Source organism: Bathymodiolus heckerae thiotrophic gill symbiont, assembly GCF_900180345.1.
In the GTDB taxonomy this organism is placed as follows: Bacteria; Pseudomonadota; Gammaproteobacteria; order PS1; family Pseudothioglobaceae; genus Thiodubiliella.
Map to the genome: position 1 here is coordinate 1 of NZ_FXLV01000007.1, position 22,256 is coordinate 22,256.

The 22,256-nt window shown below is 40.0% G+C and carries 23 protein-coding genes; 22 read left to right on the forward strand and 1 reads right to left on the reverse strand.

Annotated elements, in window-relative coordinates; genetic code table 11:
- The first annotated feature begins 168 nt into the window (after positions 1-168).
- The 16 genes from CRYPD_RS01605 to CRYPD_RS01680 all read left to right on the forward strand — a co-directional run bounded on the left by CRYPD_RS01605 (position 169) and on the right by CRYPD_RS01680 (position 12,833).
- The gene (locus tag CRYPD_RS01605; RefSeq protein WP_138145825.1) at positions 169-1,101 is read left to right on the forward strand and encodes a fibrobacter succinogenes major paralogous domain-containing protein; all 933 of its coding nucleotides are present in this window, start codon (positions 169-171) and stop codon (positions 1,099-1,101) included.
- A gap of 238 nt (positions 1,102-1,339) precedes the next feature.
- Positions 1,340-2,074: a 4-hydroxy-tetrahydrodipicolinate reductase gene (dapB, locus tag CRYPD_RS01610; RefSeq protein ID WP_138145826.1), complete on the forward strand. Its 735-nt coding sequence runs from the start codon at positions 1,340-1,342 to the stop codon at positions 2,072-2,074.
- Positions 2,075-2,076: 2 nt separating this feature from the next.
- On the forward strand, positions 2,077-2,706 hold the full coding sequence (locus CRYPD_RS01615; protein WP_171004274.1) for a DUF2238 domain-containing protein: 630 nt from the start codon (positions 2,077-2,079) through the stop codon (positions 2,704-2,706).
- 3 nt (positions 2,707-2,709) lie between these two features.
- Positions 2,710-3,009, forward strand: a complete 300-nt coding sequence (locus CRYPD_RS01620) for a YciI family protein (RefSeq protein WP_138145865.1) — start codon at positions 2,710-2,712, stop codon at positions 3,007-3,009.
- A gap of 38 nt (positions 3,010-3,047) precedes the next feature.
- Positions 3,048-3,815 carry an ABC transporter ATP-binding protein gene (locus CRYPD_RS01625; RefSeq protein WP_138145827.1) on the forward strand — a complete coding sequence of 256 codons (768 nt, stop codon included), beginning with the start codon at positions 3,048-3,050 and terminating at the stop codon, positions 3,813-3,815.
- On the forward strand, positions 3,812-4,516 hold the full coding sequence (locus CRYPD_RS01630; RefSeq protein WP_138145828.1) for an ABC transporter ATP-binding protein: 705 nt from the start codon (positions 3,812-3,814) through the stop codon (positions 4,514-4,516). Before CRYPD_RS01625 ends, CRYPD_RS01630 begins: the two co-directional genes overlap by 4 nt.
- A 1-nt stretch (position 4,517) precedes the next feature.
- Complete coding sequence (locus CRYPD_RS01635) at positions 4,518-5,540, forward strand: branched-chain amino acid ABC transporter permease (RefSeq protein WP_138145829.1); 1,023 nt, start codon at positions 4,518-4,520, stop codon at positions 5,538-5,540.
- The gene (locus CRYPD_RS01640; RefSeq protein WP_138145830.1) at positions 5,537-6,910 is read left to right on the forward strand and encodes a branched-chain amino acid ABC transporter permease; all 1,374 of its coding nucleotides are present in this window, start codon (positions 5,537-5,539) and stop codon (positions 6,908-6,910) included. Before CRYPD_RS01635 ends, CRYPD_RS01640 begins: the two co-directional genes overlap by 4 nt.
- Before the next feature lie 149 nt (positions 6,911-7,059).
- Entirely contained in the window at positions 7,060-8,250 is a 1,191-nt protein-coding gene (locus CRYPD_RS01645; RefSeq protein ID WP_138145832.1) for an ABC transporter substrate-binding protein, read from the forward strand.
- Between the two features lie 132 nt (positions 8,251-8,382).
- Positions 8,383-9,090: an MBL fold metallo-hydrolase gene (locus CRYPD_RS01650; RefSeq protein WP_138145834.1), complete on the forward strand. Its 708-nt coding sequence runs from the start codon at positions 8,383-8,385 to the stop codon at positions 9,088-9,090.
- On the forward strand, positions 9,083-9,328 hold the full coding sequence (locus tag CRYPD_RS01655) for a hypothetical protein (RefSeq protein WP_138145836.1): 246 nt from the start codon (positions 9,083-9,085) through the stop codon (positions 9,326-9,328). Before CRYPD_RS01650 ends, CRYPD_RS01655 begins: the two co-directional genes overlap by 8 nt.
- The gene (locus CRYPD_RS01660; RefSeq protein ID WP_138145838.1) at positions 9,328-10,572 is read left to right on the forward strand and encodes a TlpA disulfide reductase family protein; all 1,245 of its coding nucleotides are present in this window, start codon (positions 9,328-9,330) and stop codon (positions 10,570-10,572) included. The genes CRYPD_RS01655 and CRYPD_RS01660 overlap by 1 nt, the downstream gene beginning before the upstream one ends.
- Positions 10,569-11,753, forward strand: a complete 1,185-nt coding sequence (locus CRYPD_RS01665; RefSeq protein ID WP_138145839.1) for a BaiN/RdsA family NAD(P)/FAD-dependent oxidoreductase — start codon at positions 10,569-10,571, stop codon at positions 11,751-11,753. Before CRYPD_RS01660 ends, CRYPD_RS01665 begins: the two co-directional genes overlap by 4 nt.
- 61 nt (positions 11,754-11,814) lie before the next feature.
- Positions 11,815-12,435, forward strand: coding sequence for a DUF4395 domain-containing protein (locus CRYPD_RS01670; protein WP_138145840.1), 621 nt, complete (start codon positions 11,815-11,817; stop codon positions 12,433-12,435).
- A 9-nt stretch (positions 12,436-12,444) separates the two neighbouring features.
- The gene (locus tag CRYPD_RS01675; RefSeq protein ID WP_138145841.1) at positions 12,445-12,669 is read left to right on the forward strand and encodes a hypothetical protein; all 225 of its coding nucleotides are present in this window, start codon (positions 12,445-12,447) and stop codon (positions 12,667-12,669) included.
- Complete coding sequence (locus CRYPD_RS01680; RefSeq protein WP_425290261.1) at positions 12,669-12,833, forward strand: DMT family transporter; 165 nt, start codon at positions 12,669-12,671, stop codon at positions 12,831-12,833. The genes CRYPD_RS01675 and CRYPD_RS01680 overlap by 1 nt, the downstream gene beginning before the upstream one ends.
- A 6-nt stretch (positions 12,834-12,839) precedes the next feature.
- Here CRYPD_RS01680 and CRYPD_RS01685 read toward each other — a convergent pair whose 3' ends face one another.
- Positions 12,840-13,421, reverse strand: a complete 582-nt coding sequence (locus CRYPD_RS01685) for a malonic semialdehyde reductase (protein ID WP_138145842.1) — start codon at positions 13,419-13,421, stop codon at positions 12,840-12,842.
- Positions 13,422-13,547: 126 nt separating this feature from the next.
- On the opposite strand from CRYPD_RS01685, the gene CRYPD_RS01690 reads away from it, so the two are divergent.
- The 6 genes from CRYPD_RS01690 (at position 13,548) to CRYPD_RS01715 (ending at position 22,231) form a co-directional block, all read left to right on the forward strand.
- Complete coding sequence (locus CRYPD_RS01690; protein WP_138145843.1) at positions 13,548-14,678, forward strand: NAD(P)/FAD-dependent oxidoreductase; 1,131 nt, start codon at positions 13,548-13,550, stop codon at positions 14,676-14,678.
- 60 nt (positions 14,679-14,738) lie between these two features.
- Positions 14,739-15,077 carry a histidine triad nucleotide-binding protein gene (locus CRYPD_RS01695; RefSeq protein WP_138145844.1) on the forward strand — a complete coding sequence of 113 codons (339 nt, stop codon included), beginning with the start codon at positions 14,739-14,741 and terminating at the stop codon, positions 15,075-15,077.
- A gap of 165 nt (positions 15,078-15,242) precedes the next feature.
- Positions 15,243-18,041 (forward strand): aminomethyl-transferring glycine dehydrogenase, encoded by a 2,799-nt coding sequence (gcvP, locus tag CRYPD_RS01700; RefSeq protein WP_171004275.1) that lies wholly within the window; start codon positions 15,243-15,245, stop codon positions 18,039-18,041.
- Between the two features lie 66 nt (positions 18,042-18,107).
- Complete coding sequence (gene parC, locus CRYPD_RS01705; RefSeq protein ID WP_138145846.1) at positions 18,108-20,393, forward strand: DNA topoisomerase IV subunit A; 2,286 nt, start codon at positions 18,108-18,110, stop codon at positions 20,391-20,393.
- A gap of 23 nt (positions 20,394-20,416) precedes the next feature.
- Positions 20,417-21,388 (forward strand): hypothetical protein, encoded by a 972-nt coding sequence (locus CRYPD_RS01710; RefSeq protein WP_138145847.1) that lies wholly within the window; start codon positions 20,417-20,419, stop codon positions 21,386-21,388.
- Positions 21,389-22,231, forward strand: coding sequence for a hypothetical protein (locus tag CRYPD_RS01715; protein ID WP_138145848.1), 843 nt, complete (start codon positions 21,389-21,391; stop codon positions 22,229-22,231).
- Positions 22,232-22,256 lie beyond the last annotated feature (25 nt).

The following is a 22,256-nucleotide window of genomic DNA, read 5'->3' on the forward strand; positions in this document are numbered from 1 at the left end:
TCAATTTTTGCCAGATTGGTGATTTTCTTAAACCTTGTCCTAGCAGGACTAAGGCTGGGTTTAAAAAAATTGCCAAGCGGGTGAAAAGTGGATTTTTGATGATTATTCATATTTATGCAAAGGTCTCACTGTATGATAAAAAACTTTTAAGATTAAGGATGTATCAAGATGAAAACACTAATAAAAAATACCTGCACAGCATACAACAATGCCGCCAACCTAATTACCCATATTGTAGAAGGACACTTTAGCGTACTAAACAAGCTTAAGCGCTTTTTAACCTTTAGCGCTTTAACCCTAACCCTTAATGTCGCCTCTGCTGGCGATGTTAATCAGTTTAATAAACAATCCTACCTAGGTCTTAGTGCCGAATACAACTGGAATCAACCCCAAAGCCATTACAGAAAAGACAACCAAGCTACCACGGTTACTGTAACAGATGTTTCTGATACGGGACCCTTTGTATCAGAAACAATTACATTTAAAGGTTTAACCTATAAAACCATACTCTCTCCTGATACAGGAAAGGTTTGGTTAGATAGAAACCTCGGCTCTACCCAAGTAGCCACCTCCAGTAGTGATGCGGCAAGTTATGGTGATTTGTATCAATGGGGACGAAATAATGATGGACATGAAGATAGGACAAAAGCCAGCACATCAACGACACTAGCCAGTAGTATTACTGATGCGGGCACACCACTATTTATTATAGATTCTGCTAATCCTAATGATTGGGCTAGCATAGATTCATCAGGTGCAAGCAGAACCAGTGCCTGGGCGAACAATGGAGCGAATGATATCTGTCCAGCAGGTTTTAGTGTGCCAACAAGTGCAGAAATGACTTCTGATACCATCTTTGCGACTACCACAAAAATTACTAACAGCGCCACCGCCCTCTCTAGCTTCCTTAAGTTGCCAGTTGCTGGCTATCGCCATAGTGAAAATGGTAAGATCGAATATGTTGGTATTTATGGTCTCTACTGGTCACGTAATACTGATTCCGATGTGTTTAGTAGTCTTTTGGCTTTTGGCAGTGGGTATGCCAAGCTCTACGATGATGGTCGTGCCACTGGCATGAGTATTCGTTGCATCAAGGGTTAAGCGTAGTGCGATACTTTGATTTATTTGGTCGAATAGTCGGGGTGTTTAATCAATCCAGCATTGTTTGGTTTCAGGATTAAACAAATGAGATTTGTAAACCCAAACATCCTCAAGATTACCCTTATTCAAGTTGAAATCAAGGGGTCAGTAAATTAAATAAAAACCTTTCTTGCAATACTTACCTACGATAAGAAATTTTCATTGTATGATTGTAACTTAATTTAAAGGAATTTAAAAAATGATAAAAATTGCAGTAACTGGTGCATCAGGGCGAATGGGGCAAACGATTATTGAGTCTATTAATCAAAGTGATGGCGTTGAATTGGGCATTGCTTTGGATAAAGGCGACGATTTAGGTGCTGTATTAGGGCGGTTTGATGTGCTGATTGATTTTACCCGCCCAGCAGCGACACTTGATTATCTGGCTATTTGTGTGTCTGCAAATAAGGCAGTTGTCATTGGTACAACTGGTTTTGACGATGCTCGTTTAGCGGTTATTAATAATGTTGCTAAGCAAATTCCGGTGGTATTTGCACCGAATATGAGTATTGGTGTGAATTTATCGCTTAAATTATTAGATATGGCGGCTCGTGTTATTGGTAGCGATGCGGATATTGAAATTGTAGAGGCGCATCATCGTCATAAAGTTGATGCGCCCAGTGGTACAGCCCTTAAAATGGGCGAAGTGGTGGCAAATGCTTTGGGCAGGGACTTATCTAAATGTGCAGTTTATGGCCGTGAGGGTATTGAAAAGCCACGGGATAGAGAAACGATTGGCTTTTCTACTATTCGTGGTGGCGATGTGGTCGGTGAGCATACGGTGAGTTTCTTTATGGAGGGTGAGCGGGTGGAAATCACCCACAAAGCCTCATCAAGAATGACCTTTGCAAATGGCGCAGTGCGTGCGGCAAATTGGTTAAAAGGCAAGTCTGCTGGTTTGTATTCTATGCAAGATGTGTTGGAGGTATCTTAAATATGCAGTCACATTCACACAAAATGCCACTTGTTTTACTGGGAATTTATACGCTTTTATTTACTGTATTGGCAATCAACCCGTACGATAGGGCGACTTGGTGGGCAGAAAATATCCCCATTTTGATTGTGGTTGGTATTTTGCTGTTGACTTATCCTCGTTTTAAATTTTCAAATTTTGCTTATTTATTAATGGCTTCGTTCTTGTGTTATCACACTATTGGCGGGTATTTTACTTTTGAATTGGTGCCTTTTGATTGGGGTAATCAGTTACTATCCAAATTGAATTTTGATTTTATTCTCCCCGAAGGGCGTAATAATTTTGACCGCTTGGGGCATTTTTTGGTTGGTGTTTTTGCCTATTCTGTGGTTGAACTAAGTGTGTGTAAAAAATGGGTAAATAGTCGCTTAATGGCATGGTTGTTAGGTGTGTTTGTTTTGGGTTTTTGGGCAGCAAGTTATGAAATTATTGAGATGGTTTATGCTGTTACCGAGGGCGGAGAATCGGGTGCGGCTTTTTTAGGCTCGCAAGGCGATGTTTGGGATGCGCAAAAGGATATGTTGCTTGATATATTAGGGAGCTGTGTGTTTGGATTATTGGCGTTATTTAATCAGCGTAATTGGGATAAATAAATGATGTTGTATGCGATTATTTCACAAGATGTCAAGCATTCATTAGAGAAAAGAATGTCAGTGCGTCCAGCGCATATTGAGCGCTTAAACCATTTAAAAAATGAAGGGCGTTTGATTTTGGCAGGCCCACATCCTGCGATTGACAATAATGAGCCGGGTGCGGCGGGGTTTACTGGATCGCTGGTGGTGGCAGAGTTTGATTGCCTTGAAGATGCGCAGGCTTGGGCAGATGCAGACCCTTATTTGGAATCTGGTGTGTATGCCAGTGTTGTGGTTAAGCCGTTTAAGAAAGTCTTGCCGTAAGGCCCCTACATAAATATGATTTATGTAAAGACCTTGCCGTGATTGAAATTGCCAATTTGTCTAAACATTTTGGCGGTATTCGTGCAGTTGACGGGGTTAATCTGACGATTGAGCAAGGTTCAATTACGGGGTTGGTAGGTCCAAATGGTGCAGGTAAAAGTGTGTTGTTTAATTTGATTGCGGGCTTGTATCCGCCGACACAGGGTAACATTATATTTGCTGGCGAGGATATTAGCGCATTGAGTGCTGATCAGCGTTTTCATAAAGGCATATTACGGACCTTTCAAATTGCACATGAATTTCCTACATTGAGTGTTTTAGAAAATTTGATGATGGTGCCAAGTAATCAGTTGGGCGAGTGTTTGAGCAATACTTGGTTTAAGCGTAAGGCGATTGCGGTAGAGGAAAAAAACAACCAAGAAAAAGCCGAAGAGGTGCTGGATTTTTTACAAATTTCGTCTTTAAAAAATGAAAAAGCGGGCAATCTTTCAGGTGGACAAAAAAAACTATTAGAATTGGCACGAACCATGATGGTAGATGCAAAAGTAGTTTTATTAGACGAAGTTGGCGCTGGCGTTAATCGCACCTTACTTAAACAAATCGGTACTGCTATTTTAAAACTCAATGAAGATAAAGGTTATACTTTTTGTATGATTGAGCATAATATGGAGTTTATTTCTCGCATGTGTAATCCTGTGGTGGTTTTAGCAAAGGGCAAAATCTTGACTGTAGGCACTGCCACTGAAATTAAAAATAATGAGGCAGTTATTGATGTATATATGGGCAAAGGTCCATACCAAAAATGACTTATCTAACGGGTAAAAATTTATTTGCTACTTATGGCACTGTGCCGATTTTACGAGGGTGCTCGGTGGGGGTTAATCGGGGAGAATTGGCAGTCATTGTTGGCCCAAATGGTGCAGGAAAATCCACTGTGATGAAGGTGCTTTTAGGGTTGTTGCCTATCAGTGAAGGCGAGGTTTTGCTTGATGGCAAGGATATTAGTACCTTATCAACACAGCAAAGAATTGGCCTTGGATTGGCTTTTGTGCCACAAAATAACAATATTTTTCCGACTATGAGCGTTGCAGAAAATCTGGAAATGGGTGCGTTTTTGCGTCATGATGATTGTCAAGCAACGCTAGATGAGGTTTATACTTTGTTTCCCATTCTTTTTGAAAAACGCCAGCAGTTAGCGGGACAGCTTTCAGGCGGGCAAAGACAGCAAGTCGCCTTTGGTCGCGCAATGATGACTCAGCCAACAGTTTTGTTGTTAGACGAGCCTACAGCAGGCGTTTCACCCATTGTAATAGATGAGATTTTTGCCAATATTTTGGCCTTAAAAGAAGCAAACAAAGCCGTATTGATGGTCGAACAAAATACACAACAGGCTTTGAGCATTGCTGACAAAGGTTTTGTCTTGGTTGCAGGTAAAAATGCACATACAGGCACAGGCAAAGCGCTACTTAATGACGACGAAGTTAGAAGAGATTTTTTAGGGGGATAAGATGCCAAGTTTTGACGATGTCTTAAATGCCTTTATTTTGCTGAGTAATTTTGTCTTATTGCCTGCACTCACTTATGGTGCGCAGCTGGCATTAGGCGCTTTGGCAGTTACACTGGTATATTCAATTCTACGATTTGCTAATTTTTCCCAAGCCAACAATATGGCATTTGGCACGGCAATGACAATTTTATTAACGGGATTTTTTCAATCTCAGGGCTGGACTATTAGCGGTTTTCCAACTGCATTATTGGTTGTGCCTTTGGCGATTGTTATCACTACTATTTGCTTGTTGTTAACCGAGCGCTGGGTGTATCGTTATTATCGCATTAACAACGCCAAATCCATCACTGTTGTTATGGTTTCTATTGGGGTAATGTTTATTATGGGGGGCTTGGTGCAGCTTATCATGGGGCCAGAGCAGCAGATTTTTGCTGACGGTGCGCGCTTTATTTGGACGGCTAGAGAGTTCAAAGCATTTAGTGGGTTATCCGAGGGTTTGGCGCTTAAAACCTCACAATTAACCACCATTTTATTGGCATTATTGGCGGTTGGGCTGGTGTTTTATTTTTTACAAAAAACCAAAATTGGTAAAGCAATGCGTGCTTTTTCTGACAATGAAGATTTGGCACTGCTTTCTGGCATAAATCCTGATAAAGTAGTGCGTACCACTTGGCTATTGGTGGCAATATTGACCACCATCGCTGGGGTTTTGTTTGGTCTTGACAAAGGTTTTTCTCCCTTTCAATATCATTTGTTGCTGTTACCCATCTTTGCCTCGGTTATTGTCGGCGGTATTGGCTCCCCTTTAGGTGCAATCGTAGGCGCATTTGTGATTTCTTTTTCTGAAATGTTGCTCACTTACGCCTACAAAAAGTTCTTTATTTATTTACTACCAACTGCGTTAGAGCCAGATTCATTATTGCAATTAATTGGCACAGAATACAAATACGCTGTTTCCTTTGTGATTTTGATTATCGTTTTGTTGGTCAAGCCTACGGGAATTTTTAAGGGCAAAGTATTGTGAATAATCTGAGTCATATTTGGCAATCACACCGGCAAACGATTAGCATTTTGGTAATGGTTTTTTTGTTGGCTTTTGTGGGTGTTAATCAATCTTGGGTGCTGGCATTAAGTATTTTTAATTTGTGTTTAATCTCTGCCATTATGGCATTAGGCGTTAATATTCAATGGGGCTATGCGGGGCTTTTTAATATCGGTATTATGGGGTTTGCCGCTTTGGGTGGGTTAAGCGTGGTTTTAATCTCTGCACCCAGCGTCCCTATGGCAGTGAGTGCGGGCGGTATGAAAATACTGTTTGCCTTGTGTTTACTGCTGCTGAGTATTGTGCTGAGCGTGTATTTGTCTAAACATAAATACAATAAAGGCTGGGTGGTATTGAGTCTAGTGGCAGGGTATTTTTCTATGCGTTATTTCTATGTTGATGCAGCGCAAGCCATAGAAGCAGTTAATCCCTCTAAAACGGGATATTTAGGGGGGTTGGGTTTGCCTGTACCGTTGGCTTGGTTGGCAGGTGGCTTACTGGCAGCAGGTGCGGCGTGGTTGATTGGGAAAATAACCTTGGGCTTGCGTTCAGATTATTTAGCGATTGCCTCGTTCGGTATTGCTGAAATTGTGCTTTATATTATCAAAAATGAGGATTGGATAGCACGAGGCGTTAAAAATGTAACAGGACTGCCAAGACCCGTGCCGTTAGAGATTGATTTGCAACAATCCCCTTGGTTTGAAGAGATGGTTGTATGGTTTAATCAATCCAGTTTAAGCCTTTTAACCGAGGTGGAAAAAACCAAAGCACTGGGTATACTGCTTAGAGAATATTCTGTGGTATTTGTCAAATTATGTTACTCTGGTTTGTTTTTGGCGATTCTGGTTGCACTGATAGTAATGGCAAATCTGGCGTTTGATTCCCCTTGGGGTAGAAAGGTGCGTGCCATTAGGGACAACGAAACTGCCGCCAGTGCTATGGGCAAAAATGTCAAACGCCAGCACCTGCAAATTTTTATCATTGGTTCTGCCATTGTCGGTATTGCAGGGGCTTTGTTGGTAACTTATACGGGGCAATTTACCCCTAATTCTTATCAATCTCTACGCTTCACTTTTTTAATTTGGGTGATGGTTATTGTCGGTGGCTCAGGTAACAATTTTGGTTCAGTTATCGGTGCTTTTTTTATTTGGTTTTTTTGGGTAGAATCCACTCCAATGGGGCTTTGGTTGGCAGAAACGGTGCAAAATTTTGCTGGCGCTGATAATGGCGTTTCTGCCTTTTTGCAAGAGCGAGCGCACTTTCTCAGATATATCTTTATGGGGCTGATTATGCTGCTGGTACTAAGATTCGCTCCTGGCGGCATTCTGCCCGAAAAAGACAAAAAATTATAAAAACCCTTTGCACCATATTTTTACAAGTTTTCCACAAGGGTGTGAAAAAGAGCAACAAGGTCATGAGGTGTTTTATTGTCGTGTAGGGGCGTGGTGATAATGATTAGTGGTTATAATATGATTTTGTTTTTACATAAAAGAGAACAGCAATGAAAATCAATAAACTATTAGGAGCGGTATTTGTGGCAAGTTTGAGTTTGACGACATTGGTCGATGCAAAATCTGTGAGTATTGGCAGTTTGCAAGCGCTTACAGGGCCGCTTGAATCTTTGATTGTACATATGTCTGCTTCTGCAGATGTTGCTGCTAGAGAGGCCTCGGATTCTGGTAAATTTTTAGGCGGCACTTTGATTAACATTGCGCGTGCTGATTCTCGTTGTATTGAGGCTGATGTTGCCGTTGCAGAGGCAGAGCGGCTGATTAATAGCAAAAAAGTCATTGCCATCATGGGACCAAATTGTTCAGGCGCTACTACTGCTGTGGTTAATAATGTTACTGTTCCTAATGGGGTAGTTACTATTTCCCCTTCTGCAACCTCGCCAGCTTTGTCCACTATTGAAGACCGAGGTTTTTTCTTTAGAACGGTGTCATCTGATGCGAGACAGGGGCAGGTGATTGCCAATATTGCCATTCAGAAAGGGGTAAAAACGGTGGCATTGACTTACACCAATAACGATTACGGCAAAGGGCTGTCGAATACTTTTGTTGCGGCTTATGAAAAATTGGGCGGCACAATCAGCATTAGTGCGGCACACGAAGATGGTAAAGCAGATTATTCTGCTGAAGTGGCCGCTCTCTCGGCTTCAGGTGCATCGGTACTGGCTGTGTTTGGTTATGTGGATCAAGGCGGCAAAGGGATTGTTCAGGCTTCGTTAGACACAGGTGCATTTGATAGTTTTATTTTCGCTGATGGAATGTTTAGTGACAGCCTTACTAAATTGGGTGCAGAATTAAATGGCTCATGGGGCACTATTCCCAGCAATGGTGGTATTGCTGATGAAAAATGGCAGAAAATTGCCAAAGCCAATAACATCAAAATAGGCGGACCTTATTTGGGTGAATCTTATGATGCGATGGCACTGATTGTGCTCTCGGCTCAGGCTGCTAATTCTACTGATAGAATAGCATTAAAAGCGCAAGTAATGAAGGTTGCCAATGCACCGGGTGAAAAAATTTATGCGGGCGAATTAGCCAAAGGCTTGTCTTTGTTGGCTCAAGGCAAGCAAATTGATTATGTCGGCGCCAGTAATATTGAGTTTAATGTGGTGGGTGAAGTTGAGGGTGCTTATAAAGAAAAATTAATTGTTAATGGGCAGTTTAAAACGATTAACATACATTGAGACCTTTGCATAAATATGAATAATCATCAAAAATCCATTTTTTACCAAGTTGACAAAAATTGAATTCTGTTAATCATCCATATTTATGCAAAGGTCTCACATTAAATTATTTAATTTTAAAAAGAGGTTATTATGAGTCTTATTTTTCGTCCTTTATTTGAAAAAGAAAGTTCAACTTATACTTATCTGTTGGCAGATTCAGACACCAAAGAGGCAGTAATTATTGATGCAGTTGATGAGACTCAGCAGCGAGATATTGGCTTGATTGAGGAGCTGGGTTTAGATTTAAAATACATCATCGAAACCCATGTACACGCCGACCATATCACCAGTTCTTGCCCTTTAAAGCAGAAGTTTAAGAATGCCAAGATTGTGCTTGGTGCAGCTAACTCAATGGCTTGTGCGGATATTTTAATCAAAGATGGTGAGCGCTTACAATTTGGGACATATAGCATAAACGCAATCGAAACTCCGGGGCATACCAGTGGTTGTATGTCGTTTGTGTGCGAAGACAGGATTTTTACTGGAGATGCTTTGTTGATTAGGAGCTGCGGTCGGTGTGATTTTCAGGGTGGCTCGGCAGAAAAATTATTTAATTCTATTCAAAAAATATTCACCCTAGCCGATAAGGTTTTGGTTTATCCCGCTCATGATTATGGCGGCAGAACGGTAAGTACTATTTGGGAAGAAAAACAATTCAATGAAATGATTGGCGGTGGTGTTGATAAAGACGAGTTTGTTGGGCGTGTCAATGCGATGGTGTTATCGCTACCTAAAAAAATCCATGTCGCTGTGCCAGCAAACCAAGTATGTGGCTCTAACATCTTATCTGATGGTTAATGGCTATTCGCTAGACCCACACCCTAGGGCAAGTTTTGCCAAGGAGCAGTTTGCTGTGGTGCGGATTCCTCGTATTAAACGCGACCGTGTGCCTGCAGCCAGCGTAGAAGTTGTTAAAGACTTAGACACAGCCATTGCACAATCTGACCCCGATAATAAATATTATGCCGCCAAAGTAGCTGGCCCAGCACGCTCATCTGAAGGCACAATGTTGTTTTATTTATTGGAAATGTATTAATGAAGTTGCTAACTCTTTTGCTGTTTTTATTGCCTGCATTTGTGTATGCGGGCGAAGCATTAGAAATAGAATTAACCTCAGGCAACACAATTAGTATCGATGCGTATGCGGCAGATGATGAGATTTTATTTTTGTATCTTCCATCGGAGCGGGGTCTTGGCAAGGGCTATGTGGCAACGGCGCAGCAACTGTCTTTTTTTGAAAAAAGTGTGTGGGCAGTTGATTTGCATTCAAGTTATATGGCACCAAAACATCGTAGTAGTATTAATAGATTCAATATTGATGATTTGGTAGAATTGATTGATATTTCTCAAACAAAAGGTTTTAAAACACTATTTTTTGTCGCTTCAGGCAGAGGAGCACAACTTGCATTAAAGGCGGCACACCAATGGCAATTAACAAATCCAGATGCTGATTATTTAAAAGGTCATATTTTGCATTCTCCACATCTCATTTCTGGCAGTCCAGCTTTGGGCTCAAAAGCTAACTATGTTGATATTGCCAAAGCCAGCAATCTGCCAATATATGTGTTGTTGCCACAATACGGCACCAAATATTTTCGAGCAGATGAAATCGCCCAAAACTTAAAAATAGGAGGCAGTTCTGTATTTATACATCGCTTGCGAGATGTGCATGGTGGGTTTCATATGCGGGACGATAAAGACCTGACTAAACAGGACATTAAGGCAAAATCAAGCTTAAGTGATATTTATTTAATGGCAGTTGACCTAATGTCCACAGTGCAAATACCCAGCGTATTAAAAGTGAAAAATAGTATTAAAGCCAAACGCACAATTTCATTTAATGCACCTGAATTAAAGCCATATACAAGTAAACAAAATATAGCACTTGCATTGAATACTTATCAAGGTAAGCAAATGAATATTAACAATTTTAAGGGCAAGGCGCTGTTGGTTAATTTTTGGGCAAGCTGGTGTAAGCCTTGCGTGAAAGAAATCCCTTCTTTAATACGATTACAGCAAAAATTAAAAGACCGAGGTTTTGTTGTTATTACCGTTAATATCGGTGAGTCTCATAAGCAAATCAAAGCGTTTATGCAAAAAGTTAAATTTGATTTTCCCATTATGATGGATACTCAAGGCAAGGCTATTAAAGATTGGGGGGTGTATGCATTTCCGTCAAATTTCTTGCTGGATAAAAATGGCGTTATTCGGTATGCTTATTTAGGCGCTTTAGAATGGGATGCAAAGCCTATTGTTGAGACCATTAAATCAATACTTTGAAGCTATATGATGTGATTATTATTGGTGCAGGTGCGGCAGGGCTAATGTGTGCAGCCCAAGCGTCAAGGCGAGGGCGCAAGGTTTTACTTTTGGATAAAGCAGAAAAAGCAGGTAAAAAGATTTTAATTTCAGGTGGCGGTAGATGTAATTTCACTAACTTGTATATTGAGCCTGAGGCGTATATTTCTCGTAATCCACATTTTTGCAAATCAGCATTATCGCGTTATACGCAATGGGATTTTATTACGCTGTTAGAAAATGCAAATCTACATTGGACTGAGAAAACATTGGGGCAGTTGTTTTGTGATGAAAAATCAAGTGCAGTATTAAATATGCTGTTAGAGGAGTGCCAGCAAGTAGATATTCGGCTTAATACCAGTGTTGAAAAGATTGATTTTCAAGAGGGTTACAGGCTTATTAGCAATCAAGGGGATTTTCAAGCAGATTCATTGGTGATTGCAACGGGTGGGGCATCAATCCCCAAAATGGGTGCGACTGATTTTGGTTTGCAAATTGCCAAACAATTTGGCATTAAATCCATTCCCTTTAAACCCGCTTTAGTGCCTTTAACCTTTTCACAGAAAGATATTGAGCGCTATTTTAAGGGTTTGTCAGGGCTGGTAGTTGATGCGCTTGTGCGTTGTAATAATCAAAGTTTTCGAGAAGGTGTGTTGATTACACATCGAGGTATTAGTGGTCCAGCAGTGTTGCAGATTTCTTCCTATTGGCGACAAGGCGACGCAATTAGCATTGATTTATTGCCTGATTTTGAGGTAAGTGATTGGTTGTTAACAATGCGTGATAAACACCCTAAGTCTGAATTAAAAACTATTTTGAGCATCTATTTTCCAAAGCGCTTAGCCATTCGTTTGGCAGACACATTAACGGATAAGAATTTATCAGATAAGGCATTAAAGCAAATCAAAAAAGACGATTTGATTGCCTTAGGAAGTAAGCTTAACCACTGGGCGCTAATGCCAAGTGGCACCGAAGGTATGCGCACAGCTGAGGTTTGTGTAGGTGGTGTAAATACACAAGAATTGTCATCTAAAACCATGGAATCCACCCAACAAAAAGGCTTGTATTTTATCGGTGAAACCGTTGATGTAACAGGCTGGCTTGGGGGTTATAATTTTCAATGGGCTTGGTCATCAGGCTGGGCAGCAGGGAAAGTAGTTTAAAAAAAATGCCTTTTTTTGTACATTTGTGTACAATTAGAGATAATTCAATCAACAATAAAATATGTTCGGATTTGGTGAAAAAGTTGCAGGTTATGATATTCTTATTTTTAACGAACGAGAAGTCCGAGCTGCCGCTGGAATCGTATTTTTATTTGCCTTTATCGCCTTTATGAATGGTTTTTTAACTGACAATAATGAGCCGACTAAGTTAATGGTATCGGTTTTTTTGTTGGACTTTTTTATTCGTATCTTTGTCAATCCAAAATATGCACCCTCAATGGTTGTAGGGCGTTGGATGGTGAATAATCAAACCCCTGAATATGTCGGCGCACCACAAAAACGCTGGGCTTGGGCGTTTGGATTTTTCTTGGCATTGGTCATGTTTTATTTGGTGGTGCTCAACGATGTGCGTGGGCCAATCAACATTCTCACCTGTGCATTGTGTTTGGGATTATTGTTTTTTGAGGCAGTATTCGGTATTTGTATAGGATGTAAAGTATATAATGTATTCCACCAAGGTAGTGCAAAGCATTGCCTTGGTGAATCGTGTGATTTGAGCAAAAAACGCACAGTCATCCAAAGCCTAAATTTGGCGCAAAGGGTAATATTTACCCTGTCAATACTGGTGCTTTTTTACTTGGCATTTGGTGATGTTGTTACATTCTTGATTTTTAATAAATAAGGAAAAAATATGAAAAAAATATTCATTATATTAATGCTAACATTAAGTTTCAGCGCAATGGCGTTATTTGGTCTTGGTGAAGACAAAAAAGATGCTAGCAAAGAAAAAACTGCCGAAGAGTGTGAAATTCCAACTTTTGCCAAAGTTATCGGACATGAAGACAAATGGTTATTGCATAATGGTTGTCCGCCAAGAGAAAACACCAAAAAAGTAGAAAAACACACTTCTGAATAATACCACTAGGCGTTACTTATGCAATTTGGTTGGGTGTTGGCATTGTTTTAGTTACCATTGCAGGTGTATTTTTATACAAACAAATGCCAAACATACCCGCCATTATTGGCATGGGTTTAATTATATTGGGGTTGTGCATATTTTTTCCCAAACCAGTTGGTTAATTGGCGTTAAATAATATCACATGCCTTATCAAAACTTAAACGAGGCGATCTTGGAAAAATTTTACTATGATCACCATGACCAATGCCGCACAAGAAAATAGATTTGGTTTTACCTTCTGGGAAAAATGTAGCATCCAAGGTTTGATTATTAAACCCACCCATCGGTCCGCAATCCAGCCCAACTGCACGGGCTGCCATCATAAAATAAGCCCCTTGCAAAGTTGCGTTCATCTCGCCTACTGATTTAATTTTGTCAGGTTTGCCCTCGTACCAACTTTTGGCATCGGTATGGGGAAATAAAAACGGAAGTTTTTCATAGAATTCTGCGTCATAAGCAATGATTGTGACCACAGGTGCGCTCATTGCTTTTTCTACATTTCCCTCGTCAAGGTGAGGTTTTAAACGCTGTTTTGCCTCATCTGATTTAACGAAAGTAAGTCGTGCTGGGCAAGTGTTAGCCGCTGTCGGGGCGAATTTCATCAATGCATAGATTTGCTGAATTTGCGCTTCAGATATGTCTTTCTCTAGCCAGCCATTGTGGCTTCTTGCTTGTGTAAATAAAGTGTCTAGTGTGTCATCTGTCAGCATAAAATACCCTCAATGGTTATAAAAAATAATCAGAGTAGATTATATATTTGTTTGATTGTAAATTATCAAATAAATTCAAAAAAACTATTAAACAGATTTGAGTATGAAAATATAGGATCATAAAGAATGAAAAAAATTACGATTATTGGGTCAGGTTTTGCAGGATTAACGGCAGTCAGAACGCTTAGAAAAAAAGACAAAACAGTGGAAATTATACTCATTTCTCCTAAAGCAGAGTTGGTGTATATGCCAAGTTTGATTTGGGTGCCATCAGGTGCAGCTGGTAAAAAAGATATTATTGTGTCATTGGATAATTTTTTTAAGCGACTAAATGTACACCATGTAGCAGGTAAGGTTGTTGGCTTAGAAAACGATGGCAGAGTGGTGCTTTTGGAAAACAAGACAAGAGTTGATAACGATGCTTTGATCATTGCCTCAGGCGGACGATTTATTAAAAAATTAGCAGGCATTGAAAACGCCATCACGCCTTGCGAAGGATTAAGTGCGGTGGAAGCAATACGAGACAGAGTAAAAGCGATGGAGGGTGGTAATATTGCCATTGGTTTTGCCTCTAACCCCAAAGAGCCGAGTGCGATGCGTGGCGGACCAATGTTTGAATTTTTGTTTGGTTTGGACACGCAGCTGCGACAAGAAGGGCGGCGTGATAAATTTAACCTCACCTTCTTTACCCCTGCACAAAAGCCGGGTGCGCGTTTGGGCGAAAAGGCAGTTAAGGGTTTGCTGAACGAGATGAAAAAGCGCAATATTACCACTCATCTTGGTAATAAAATGAAAAAATTTGAAGCCAATAAAGTCATTACTGAAGGCGGTGAGTTTGATGCGGATTTGATTTTGTTTATGCCAGGGATGACTGGTAATCAGTGGTTTGATAATACTGAATTGGCTCGTAGCGAAGGCGGACTGCTTAAGGCAGATAAATTTTGCCAAGTTGAAGGCGCTGATAAGGTATTTGTGGCAGGCGATTCAGGTAGTTTTCCAGGGCCAGAATGGATGCCAAAACAAGCACATATGGCAGATTTACAAGCCGAGGCAGCGGCTAACAATATGCTTGATGCGCTTAATGGAAAGCCAGCAAGCCACACTTTTAAAATTGAACTGATGTGTATTGTTGACTCAAATAATAAGGGTATATATATACAACGAACAATGACAGGCGGTTTAATGTTACCAAATTGTCGTCTACTGCACATTGCTAAGCGTTTATTTGGCTGGTGGTATTTACGCCAGTATCGTTAATTTGTTACACATTACTACAATTGTGGTAACATTAATCATCATTAACCATACGCCATATCAATGAGTAATTGTTTATTTTGTAAAATTATTGCAGGCGATATTCCTGCTGAAAAAATTTATGAAGATGCTGATGTTTTGGCTTTTCATGATATTGGAGCACAAGCACCGCATCATTTTTTAGTTATTCCGAAAAAACATATTGCCACTCTAAACGATGTAGATGATGCGGCTTTACTGGGCAAACTAACCTTAACTGCCAGTAAAATTGCCAAAGATTTGGGTTTTTCACAGGATGGTTACCGTGTGGTGATGAACTGTAATGAGCAAGGTGGTCAGACAGTTTATCACATTCACCTGCATTGTTTGGGCGGTAGAAATTTGAGCTGGCCACCAGGTTAGTTTTAGCTTTATTTTTTCCTTTTATTGTGTTAGACCTTTTAAAACCCTCAATTTCATAGTTTTGGCTATGCTTAATAAAGCTTTAAAAACCCTTATCTTTTAGGCGATATTTTTTGTCTAAAAAAGGTTAAAATTCACGCTTTATTTTTTACAACTCCCCTTATTATGAGTGATTTTTTAGACAGACATATCGGTCCAAGCGAAGCAGATATTACTTCAATGTTAAGCGCAATTGGGCAAAAATCAATTGATGCGATGGTCTCTAAAACAGTGCCTAATAGTATTTTATTTGGCAATCGAATGGATATTGATACAGGCATGAGCGAGCGAGACACGCTAGCGCTAGCCACTAAACTTGCTGCTAAAAATACGCTTGCAATCAACTTTATTGGGCAGGGTTATCACGGCACTGTTATGCCAAGTGTTATTCAGCGCAATATTTTAGAAAATCCAGGTTGGTATACAGCTTATACACCTTATCAAGCTGAAATTTCTCAGGGTCGTTTGGAGATGTTGCTTAATTTTCAGCAAATGATTGTGGATTTAACGGGTATGGATATTTCCAATGCTTCGTTGTTGGACGAACCGACTGCCGCCGCCGAAGCAATGATGATGGCAAAACGAGCCAATCGTAAAAATAAGTCTAACAAATTTTTAATTGACAGTAACGCCCATCCGCAGACAATTACCATTTTACAAACGCGTGCCAAGCCGCTTGACATTGAGCTGGTAGTGGAAGATGTACAAAACAATGATTTTTCAGATTGTTTTGCTGTTTTACTGCAATATCCGGGTACAAATGGCGAAGTGCGTGATTTGACTGGCGATATTGACAAAGCCAAAGCACAAAGTGTACTTAGCATTGTTGCCTGTGATATTTTGGCATTGGCACTCATTAAAACGCCAGCTGAAATGGGTGCAGATATTGTGGTGGGTAATTCTCAGCGTTTTGGCGTGCCTATGGGTTTTGGCGGTCCTCATGCGGCTTTTTTAGCAACAAAAGACGAATTTAAGCGCATGATACCAGGGCGTATTATTGGTGTATCTCAGGATGTACAGGGTAACCCTGCCATGCGTATGTCCCTGCAAACGCGTGAGCAACATATTCGCCGAGATAAGGCTACCAGTAATATTTGCACTGCGCAAGTTTTATTAGCAGTGTTGGCAGCGGCTTATGGCGTTTATCATGGCGCAAAGGGGATTAAAAAAATTGCAACCAAGGTACATTTAAAAGCCACAGCACTGGCTAATAGTTTGACCAATGCAGGTTTTGAGCTGACGAGTAATCAGTTTTTTGACACCATTACTATTAACACGAATGAAGCGCAGGCGTTGTTCAATATTGCACAGGATAGAGGTGTTAATTTACGCCTACTGAATGATAATCAACTCAGTATTTCCGTGGATGAAACAACCAGCGATGCGGATTTGTTGGCAGTATTGAACATCTTTTCAATTACAGATTTAATAAGCAATAGCGAAAGCGTTCTTGCTATAAATATACATCGAAAATCTAAATATTTAACGCATTCGGTGTTTAGCAATTATCACAGTGAAACTGAGATGATGCGTTATTTGAAACGCTTGGAGAATAAAGATATTGCCCTTAATCATTCAATGATTGCGCTGGGCTCTTGTACCATGAAGCTCAATGCTGCGGTGCAAATGTATCCGATTAGTTTGCCTGGTTTTTCATCATTGCATCCTTATGCGCCAGAGCATCAGAGCAAAGGCTATCAGCAATTGTTTAAAGATTTAGAGCACGCTTTAGCCGAGGTTACAGGCTATGATGCGGTGTCATTACAGCCAAATGCTGGCTCGCAAGGTGAATTTGCAGGGCTACTTGCTATTCATGCTTATCACGATTCTCGTGGCGATTCGCATCGTAATATTTGCTTAATTCCTCAATCAGCGCATGGCACAAACCCAGCCAGTGCAGTGATGACAGGTATGAAAGTGGTGATTGTAAAATGTGATGAATCAGGCAATATTGATATCAATGATTTACAAGAAAAAGCGAAGAAGCACGCCGATAATCTCTCAGCCATTATGGTGACATATCCATCAACTCACGGCGTGTTTGAAGTTGAAATTAAGCAAGTTTGTGAGATTATTCACACTCAAGGCGGACAAGTTTATCTTGACGGTGCTAACCTAAACGCTATGATTGGCATTACTCGTATGGGAGAATTTGGTGCAGATGTATCGCATATTAATTTACACAAAACTTTTGCCATTCCGCATGGTGGTGGTGGTCCAGGTATGGGTCCCATCGGCGTTAAGGCACATTTGGCAGAATTTTTACCTGGCAATCCACTGGAAAAACACTCAAATGCTGTGTCCGCAGCGATGTATGGCTCTGCCTCAATTTTGCCGATTTCATGGTCGTATATTAAATTATTGGGCAAACAAGGTATGCAACGCTCAACAGAGATTGCCATTCTCAGTGCCAACTATATTGCCGATGAACTCAAAGACTATTTTCCTATTCTTTATCGTGGCAATCAGGGTTTGGTGGCACACGAATGTATTATTGATATTCGCCCCTTGAAAGAGAAAAGCGGTATTTCTGAGGAAGATATTGCCAAGCGATTAATGGATTATGGCTTTCATTCGCCAACCATGAGTTTTCCAGTCGCAGGCACGCTGATGATTGAGCCAACTGAGAGTGAGTCAAAACGAGAGATTGATAGATTTATTGCCGCAATGCTCAATATTTATGATGAAATTCAAAAAATCATCTCTGGCGAATGGGATAAAGACAACAATCCCCTCAAAAACGCCCCTCACACAGCGATTGAGATGGCAGGCGACTGGGCGTATCCTTATTCCCGTACTGTGGCACTTTATCCTGTCGAATCTTTAAAACAAAACAAATATTTCCCGCCGGTTAAACGCATTGACAATGTGTATGGCGATAGAAATTTGTTTTGTTCGTGTATTACTACCGAAGACTTTGAGTAATTCGTGAATTTTTGCAAGACAGTTGCATTAAAATAGTCAAAACTTCACATCCTTTTTAGGGGGAAAATGAGCCAAATCGGCCTTGAACAGCAAAGCGTTGCTGAATTTAGTGAGCGCGCTTATCTTGATTACTCAATGTATGTCATTCTTGACCGTGCATTGCCTTTTGTGGGTGATGGGCTTAAGCCTGTTCAGCGGCGTATTGTTTATGCGATGAGCGAGTTGGGGCTTAAATCTAGCGCAAAGTTCAAAAAATCTGCCCGAACGGTGGGCGATGTGTTGGGTAAATTCCATCCACATGGCGACAGCGCTTGTTACGAGGCGATGGTATTGATGGCGCAGCCATTTTCTTATCGCTATCCTTTTATTGATGGACAGGGGAATTGGGGCGCACCTGATGACCCAAAATCTTTTGCAGCGATGCGTTATACCGAGAGTAAGCTTTCTCGTTATGCGGATTTATTACTGGCAGAAATCAATCAAGGTACGGTGAATTGGACGGATAATTTTGATGGTTCATTGCAAGAGCCTAAAAATCTGCCAGCACAAGTGCCAAATCTTTTACTGAATGGCACTTCGGGTATTGCCGTTGGTATGGCGACTGATGTGCCGCCACATAATTTGAACGAAGTGGTTTCTGCTTGTATTCAATTGTTGGACAAGCCGTCCACCGATTTAGACGAAATTATGCAGATTTTGCCAGCACCTGATTACCCCACGCACGCCGATATTGTTTCTTCTCCAGCAGATATTAAACAAATTTACGAAACGGGGCATGGCTCGGTGAAAATGCGTGCCACCTATACAAAAGAAAAGGGCGACATTGTAATCGAAACACTGCCCTTTCAGACTTCTGGCTCTAAAGTCATCATGCAAATTGCCGACCAAATGCGCAAGAAAAAACTGCCACTGGTGGAAGATATTCGTGATGAATCTGACCATGAAAACCCAACCCGTATTGTCATTGTCCCAAGGTCAAATCGTGTGGATGCTGATGCGTTGATGCTGCATTTATTTGCCACCACCGATTTAGAAAAAAATTACCGTGTGAATATGAATGTGATTGGTCTAGATGGCAAACCACAGGTTAAACCACTCATTCCAATGCTCAAAGAGTGGCTCACTTATCGTACACAAGTAGTTACCAACCGTCTAAATTATCGTTTGGATAAAATTTTAGCAAGGTTGCATATTTTAGAAGGCTTGCTGGTCGCTTTTTTGAATATTGATGAAGTGATTGCCATTATTCGAGAAAACGACAAACCTAAGCCAGTATTAATTGCGCGTTTTAAGCTTAGTGAGGTGCAGGCAGAGGCGATTTTAGAGCTAAAACTCCGCCATCTTGCCAAACTAGAAGAGATGAAAATCCAAGGCGAGCAACAAGAATTGGCAGAAGAGAAGGAAAAACTAGAACTTTTGCTGTCAAGCGATATGCGTCTAAAAAATTATATCAAAAAAGAACTTATAGCTATCATTGCAGAGTTTGGCGATGAGAGGCGTTCAAGCCTAAAACCAAGCACAATACAATCACAAGCCTTTAATGAAGATGATTTGATGCCTGCTGAAAATATTACCGTGGTGTTAAGCGATAAAGGTTGGGTGCGTAGTGCCAAAGGGCATGACATTGACCCAGGCACTTTGAATTACAAATCTGGCGATACTTTTTTAACCAGCGCCAAAGGTCGCAGTAATAAGAGCGCAATATTTTTAGATTCTACGGGACGCTCTTACGCATTAACGGCTAACTCTCTGCCAAGTGCCAGAGGGCAGGGCGAGCCACTAACAGGGAAACTTACGCCGCCAGCAGAGGCAAAATTTGTCGATGTAATTATGGGCGATGATACGCAAAACATCCTGCTTGCTTCCAATGCAGGCTATGGTTTTATTGCCACCATCGGTGATTTATTATCGAAGAAAAAGGCAGGCAAGGCTTCGCTTTCATTGTCAGGAAATGCCAAAGTAATGAGCGTGGTTAAAGTTGATGATTTAGAAAAACAATTTATTGCCGTTACCACCAATCGTGGTAGATTGTTAATATTCCCCGTGTCTGAATTGCCGATTTTGTCAAAAGGCAAGGGTAATAAATTGATTCAAATCCCAGCAAAAGAAATGAAATCTGGCGAAGAATTTGTTGTTGATATTTGTGTTTTACTTGACACACAAGGTCTTAAAGTAACCGCAGGAAAACGCCATCTAACCATTAAGTTCCAAGATTTAGCCAACTATATGGGCAAGCGTGCAAGACGAGGCAATCTATTACCAAAAGGCTACCAAAATCTATCGAAAATCGAAGCGGTCAGCAAACCAACCAAAGCAAAAGAAGTTACAGATAACACACCTACTGAGGTTTAAATTTATTAATCTCAAGAGGAACGATGGCATACTTTATTGATTTTACAAATGAAGGGAGTGGGGTGATGAAAAAGTTAAGTTTAAGTGTGTTGTTATTAGCAAGTGTTGCATTAACTGGATGTGGCGGTGGCGGTGGCGCTTCATCGGGTGTTAACTTTCCTGATAATGCCACATTAGCAGAAGCTAATGAGGGTAGTGGTGAGAAAGTTGCTAAAAGTAGTGTGAGTAAAAGTCCAAGTTATGGCTTAAATAATGTAGGTGATTCTTCAGGTGCTAATTCATCACTTATTGCTCATAATATAAGCAATATATTATCTGAGAGTATTAAAAATTTACCACAGTCTAATGCGCTTAATACGATTAAAGACATTGACAAAGATTGTGACATAAAAGGCACTACTTTGAGCAGTGTTAATACCGATACTGGTGCGTATACTTTGACTTTTCACGATTGCAAAAATAACGATACCCTTGATACAATGAACGGTTCAATGTCTGGTACAATTGTTCTTAATAACAATAAGTTGAAAAAATTCTCTTTTACGATAACAAGTACTTTGAGCACGACAAAAAACAGTGTTAAGTATAGCACCATGCAAATTGGTAGCTCTATGGTTGTTGAGTATTCTGAACCTGGTAATAACAACAAGAATGTAAAAGTAACAATGTCAGCAATAGGTGTTGAAAATAGCAAAAAATATGGATGCAAGAACTGCGAGTTTTATACAAAATTTTTGAACAATCACGATATTCAAATTTACCAAACAAAGGGGCAACTTTATATTGGTGAGAATTTAGAAGCTTATGTTATTTATAACATTGGCTATGATATGAGTACCACCCCTTTTGTATTTTCAAATAATGATGGAAAAGTGATTGATGGCGGTATTGCGAAATATATAACTAAAGACGACAAAGTTATAGAAATCAGAGTAGAGAGCAATGTTGTTAAATTGTATATTGACGGTACTTTTTCAAAAGTGATAGATTTGTAATTGATTTTACCAACAATTGTTTTAGGATTTATTTCCCTAATTTTTTGCCCATCTTTAGCGTTCGCACAAGGTTTTGTTTTTGTTGAGCAACACAAAGGAGAATCTTCCTATGTTGTTAAAGCAGGAGATTTAAAATCTAAACTTGATTTTCCGTTTAAACTTCAAGCGGCAGGCATTGGTTTTGATAAAGTGCATCAAGGTATTCGCTACACTTTTAAAGCGTCTAAGGTTGTAAAAAATTTACGCACCACTGGCAAGGATTATGATTGGAAGAGCAATCAACTGACTGTTTTTTCAAGTTCCAACAGTGATGTTGAAGATTTTTTTAGTGTTGGATTAGAGGTCGCTAAAGATGTTACTAATCGTAGCGCTGTTTTTGCCAATATCCAATATCGTGAATTAGATTTAGTATGGTCTGATACAAAACAGCAAGATTTTGTTGAAAATAAATTGTCTAATCTTATTGGAGATACATTAAGGTATAAACAGAATTTTTACCAACTCAACCTAGGCGTGAGTTATCAATATCCATTATCAAATAGGGTTAGTTTTAATATTAAGCCTAGCGTTGTTTTTGGATATGTTAAAAGTGTTGATGAGCACTTGCGTAGGAATTTTTATACCGTTCAGAATAGTTTTATTAAGGGATATGGAGTTAGCGCAATACTGGCTAAATCAATAGACAAAGATAGTATATTATCTTTATTATTTAGCTATGAAAACTATCAAGACAAGCATAGTAAAATGGACTATTATCCGCCTTTTTCTTCGTCTTATTCTTTGCCTGCATCTTACAAGCATAATATTCAAAAAATTAGCGCCTCTTATCAACAGCAATTTTAAATCTATTGATTCAAAGTGTAATTAA

Coding starts and splice junctions, on each gene's coding strand:
- CRYPD_RS01605 (WP_138145825.1), top strand. CDS start 169: ATGAAAACACTAATAAAAAATACCTGCACAGCATACAACAATGCCGCC.
- dapB (WP_138145826.1), top strand. CDS start 1,340: ATGATAAAAATTGCAGTAACTGGTGCATCAGGGCGAATGGGGCAAACG.
- CRYPD_RS01615 (WP_171004274.1), top strand. CDS start 2,077: ATGCAGTCACATTCACACAAAATGCCACTTGTTTTACTGGGAATTTAT.
- CRYPD_RS01620 (WP_138145865.1), top strand. CDS start 2,710: ATGTTGTATGCGATTATTTCACAAGATGTCAAGCATTCATTAGAGAAA.
- CRYPD_RS01630 (WP_138145828.1), top strand. CDS start 3,812: ATGACTTATCTAACGGGTAAAAATTTATTTGCTACTTATGGCACTGTG.
- CRYPD_RS01635 (WP_138145829.1), top strand. CDS start 4,518: ATGCCAAGTTTTGACGATGTCTTAAATGCCTTTATTTTGCTGAGTAAT.
- CRYPD_RS01645 (WP_138145832.1), top strand. CDS start 7,060: ATGAAAATCAATAAACTATTAGGAGCGGTATTTGTGGCAAGTTTGAGT.
- CRYPD_RS01650 (WP_138145834.1), top strand. CDS start 8,383: ATGAGTCTTATTTTTCGTCCTTTATTTGAAAAAGAAAGTTCAACTTAT.
- CRYPD_RS01655 (WP_138145836.1), top strand. CDS start 9,083: ATGGTTAATGGCTATTCGCTAGACCCACACCCTAGGGCAAGTTTTGCC.
- CRYPD_RS01660 (WP_138145838.1), top strand. CDS start 9,328: ATGAAGTTGCTAACTCTTTTGCTGTTTTTATTGCCTGCATTTGTGTAT.
- CRYPD_RS01670 (WP_138145840.1), top strand. CDS start 11,815: ATGTTCGGATTTGGTGAAAAAGTTGCAGGTTATGATATTCTTATTTTT.
- CRYPD_RS01675 (WP_138145841.1), top strand. CDS start 12,445: ATGAAAAAAATATTCATTATATTAATGCTAACATTAAGTTTCAGCGCA.
- CRYPD_RS01685 (WP_138145842.1), bottom strand. CDS start 13,421: ATGCTGACAGATGACACACTAGACACTTTATTTACACAAGCAAGAAGC.
- CRYPD_RS01690 (WP_138145843.1), top strand. CDS start 13,548: ATGAAAAAAATTACGATTATTGGGTCAGGTTTTGCAGGATTAACGGCA.
- CRYPD_RS01695 (WP_138145844.1), top strand. CDS start 14,739: ATGAGTAATTGTTTATTTTGTAAAATTATTGCAGGCGATATTCCTGCT.
- gcvP (WP_171004275.1), top strand. CDS start 15,243: ATGAGTGATTTTTTAGACAGACATATCGGTCCAAGCGAAGCAGATATT.
- parC (WP_138145846.1), top strand. CDS start 18,108: ATGAGCCAAATCGGCCTTGAACAGCAAAGCGTTGCTGAATTTAGTGAG.
- CRYPD_RS01710 (WP_138145847.1), top strand. CDS start 20,417: ATGGCATACTTTATTGATTTTACAAATGAAGGGAGTGGGGTGATGAAA.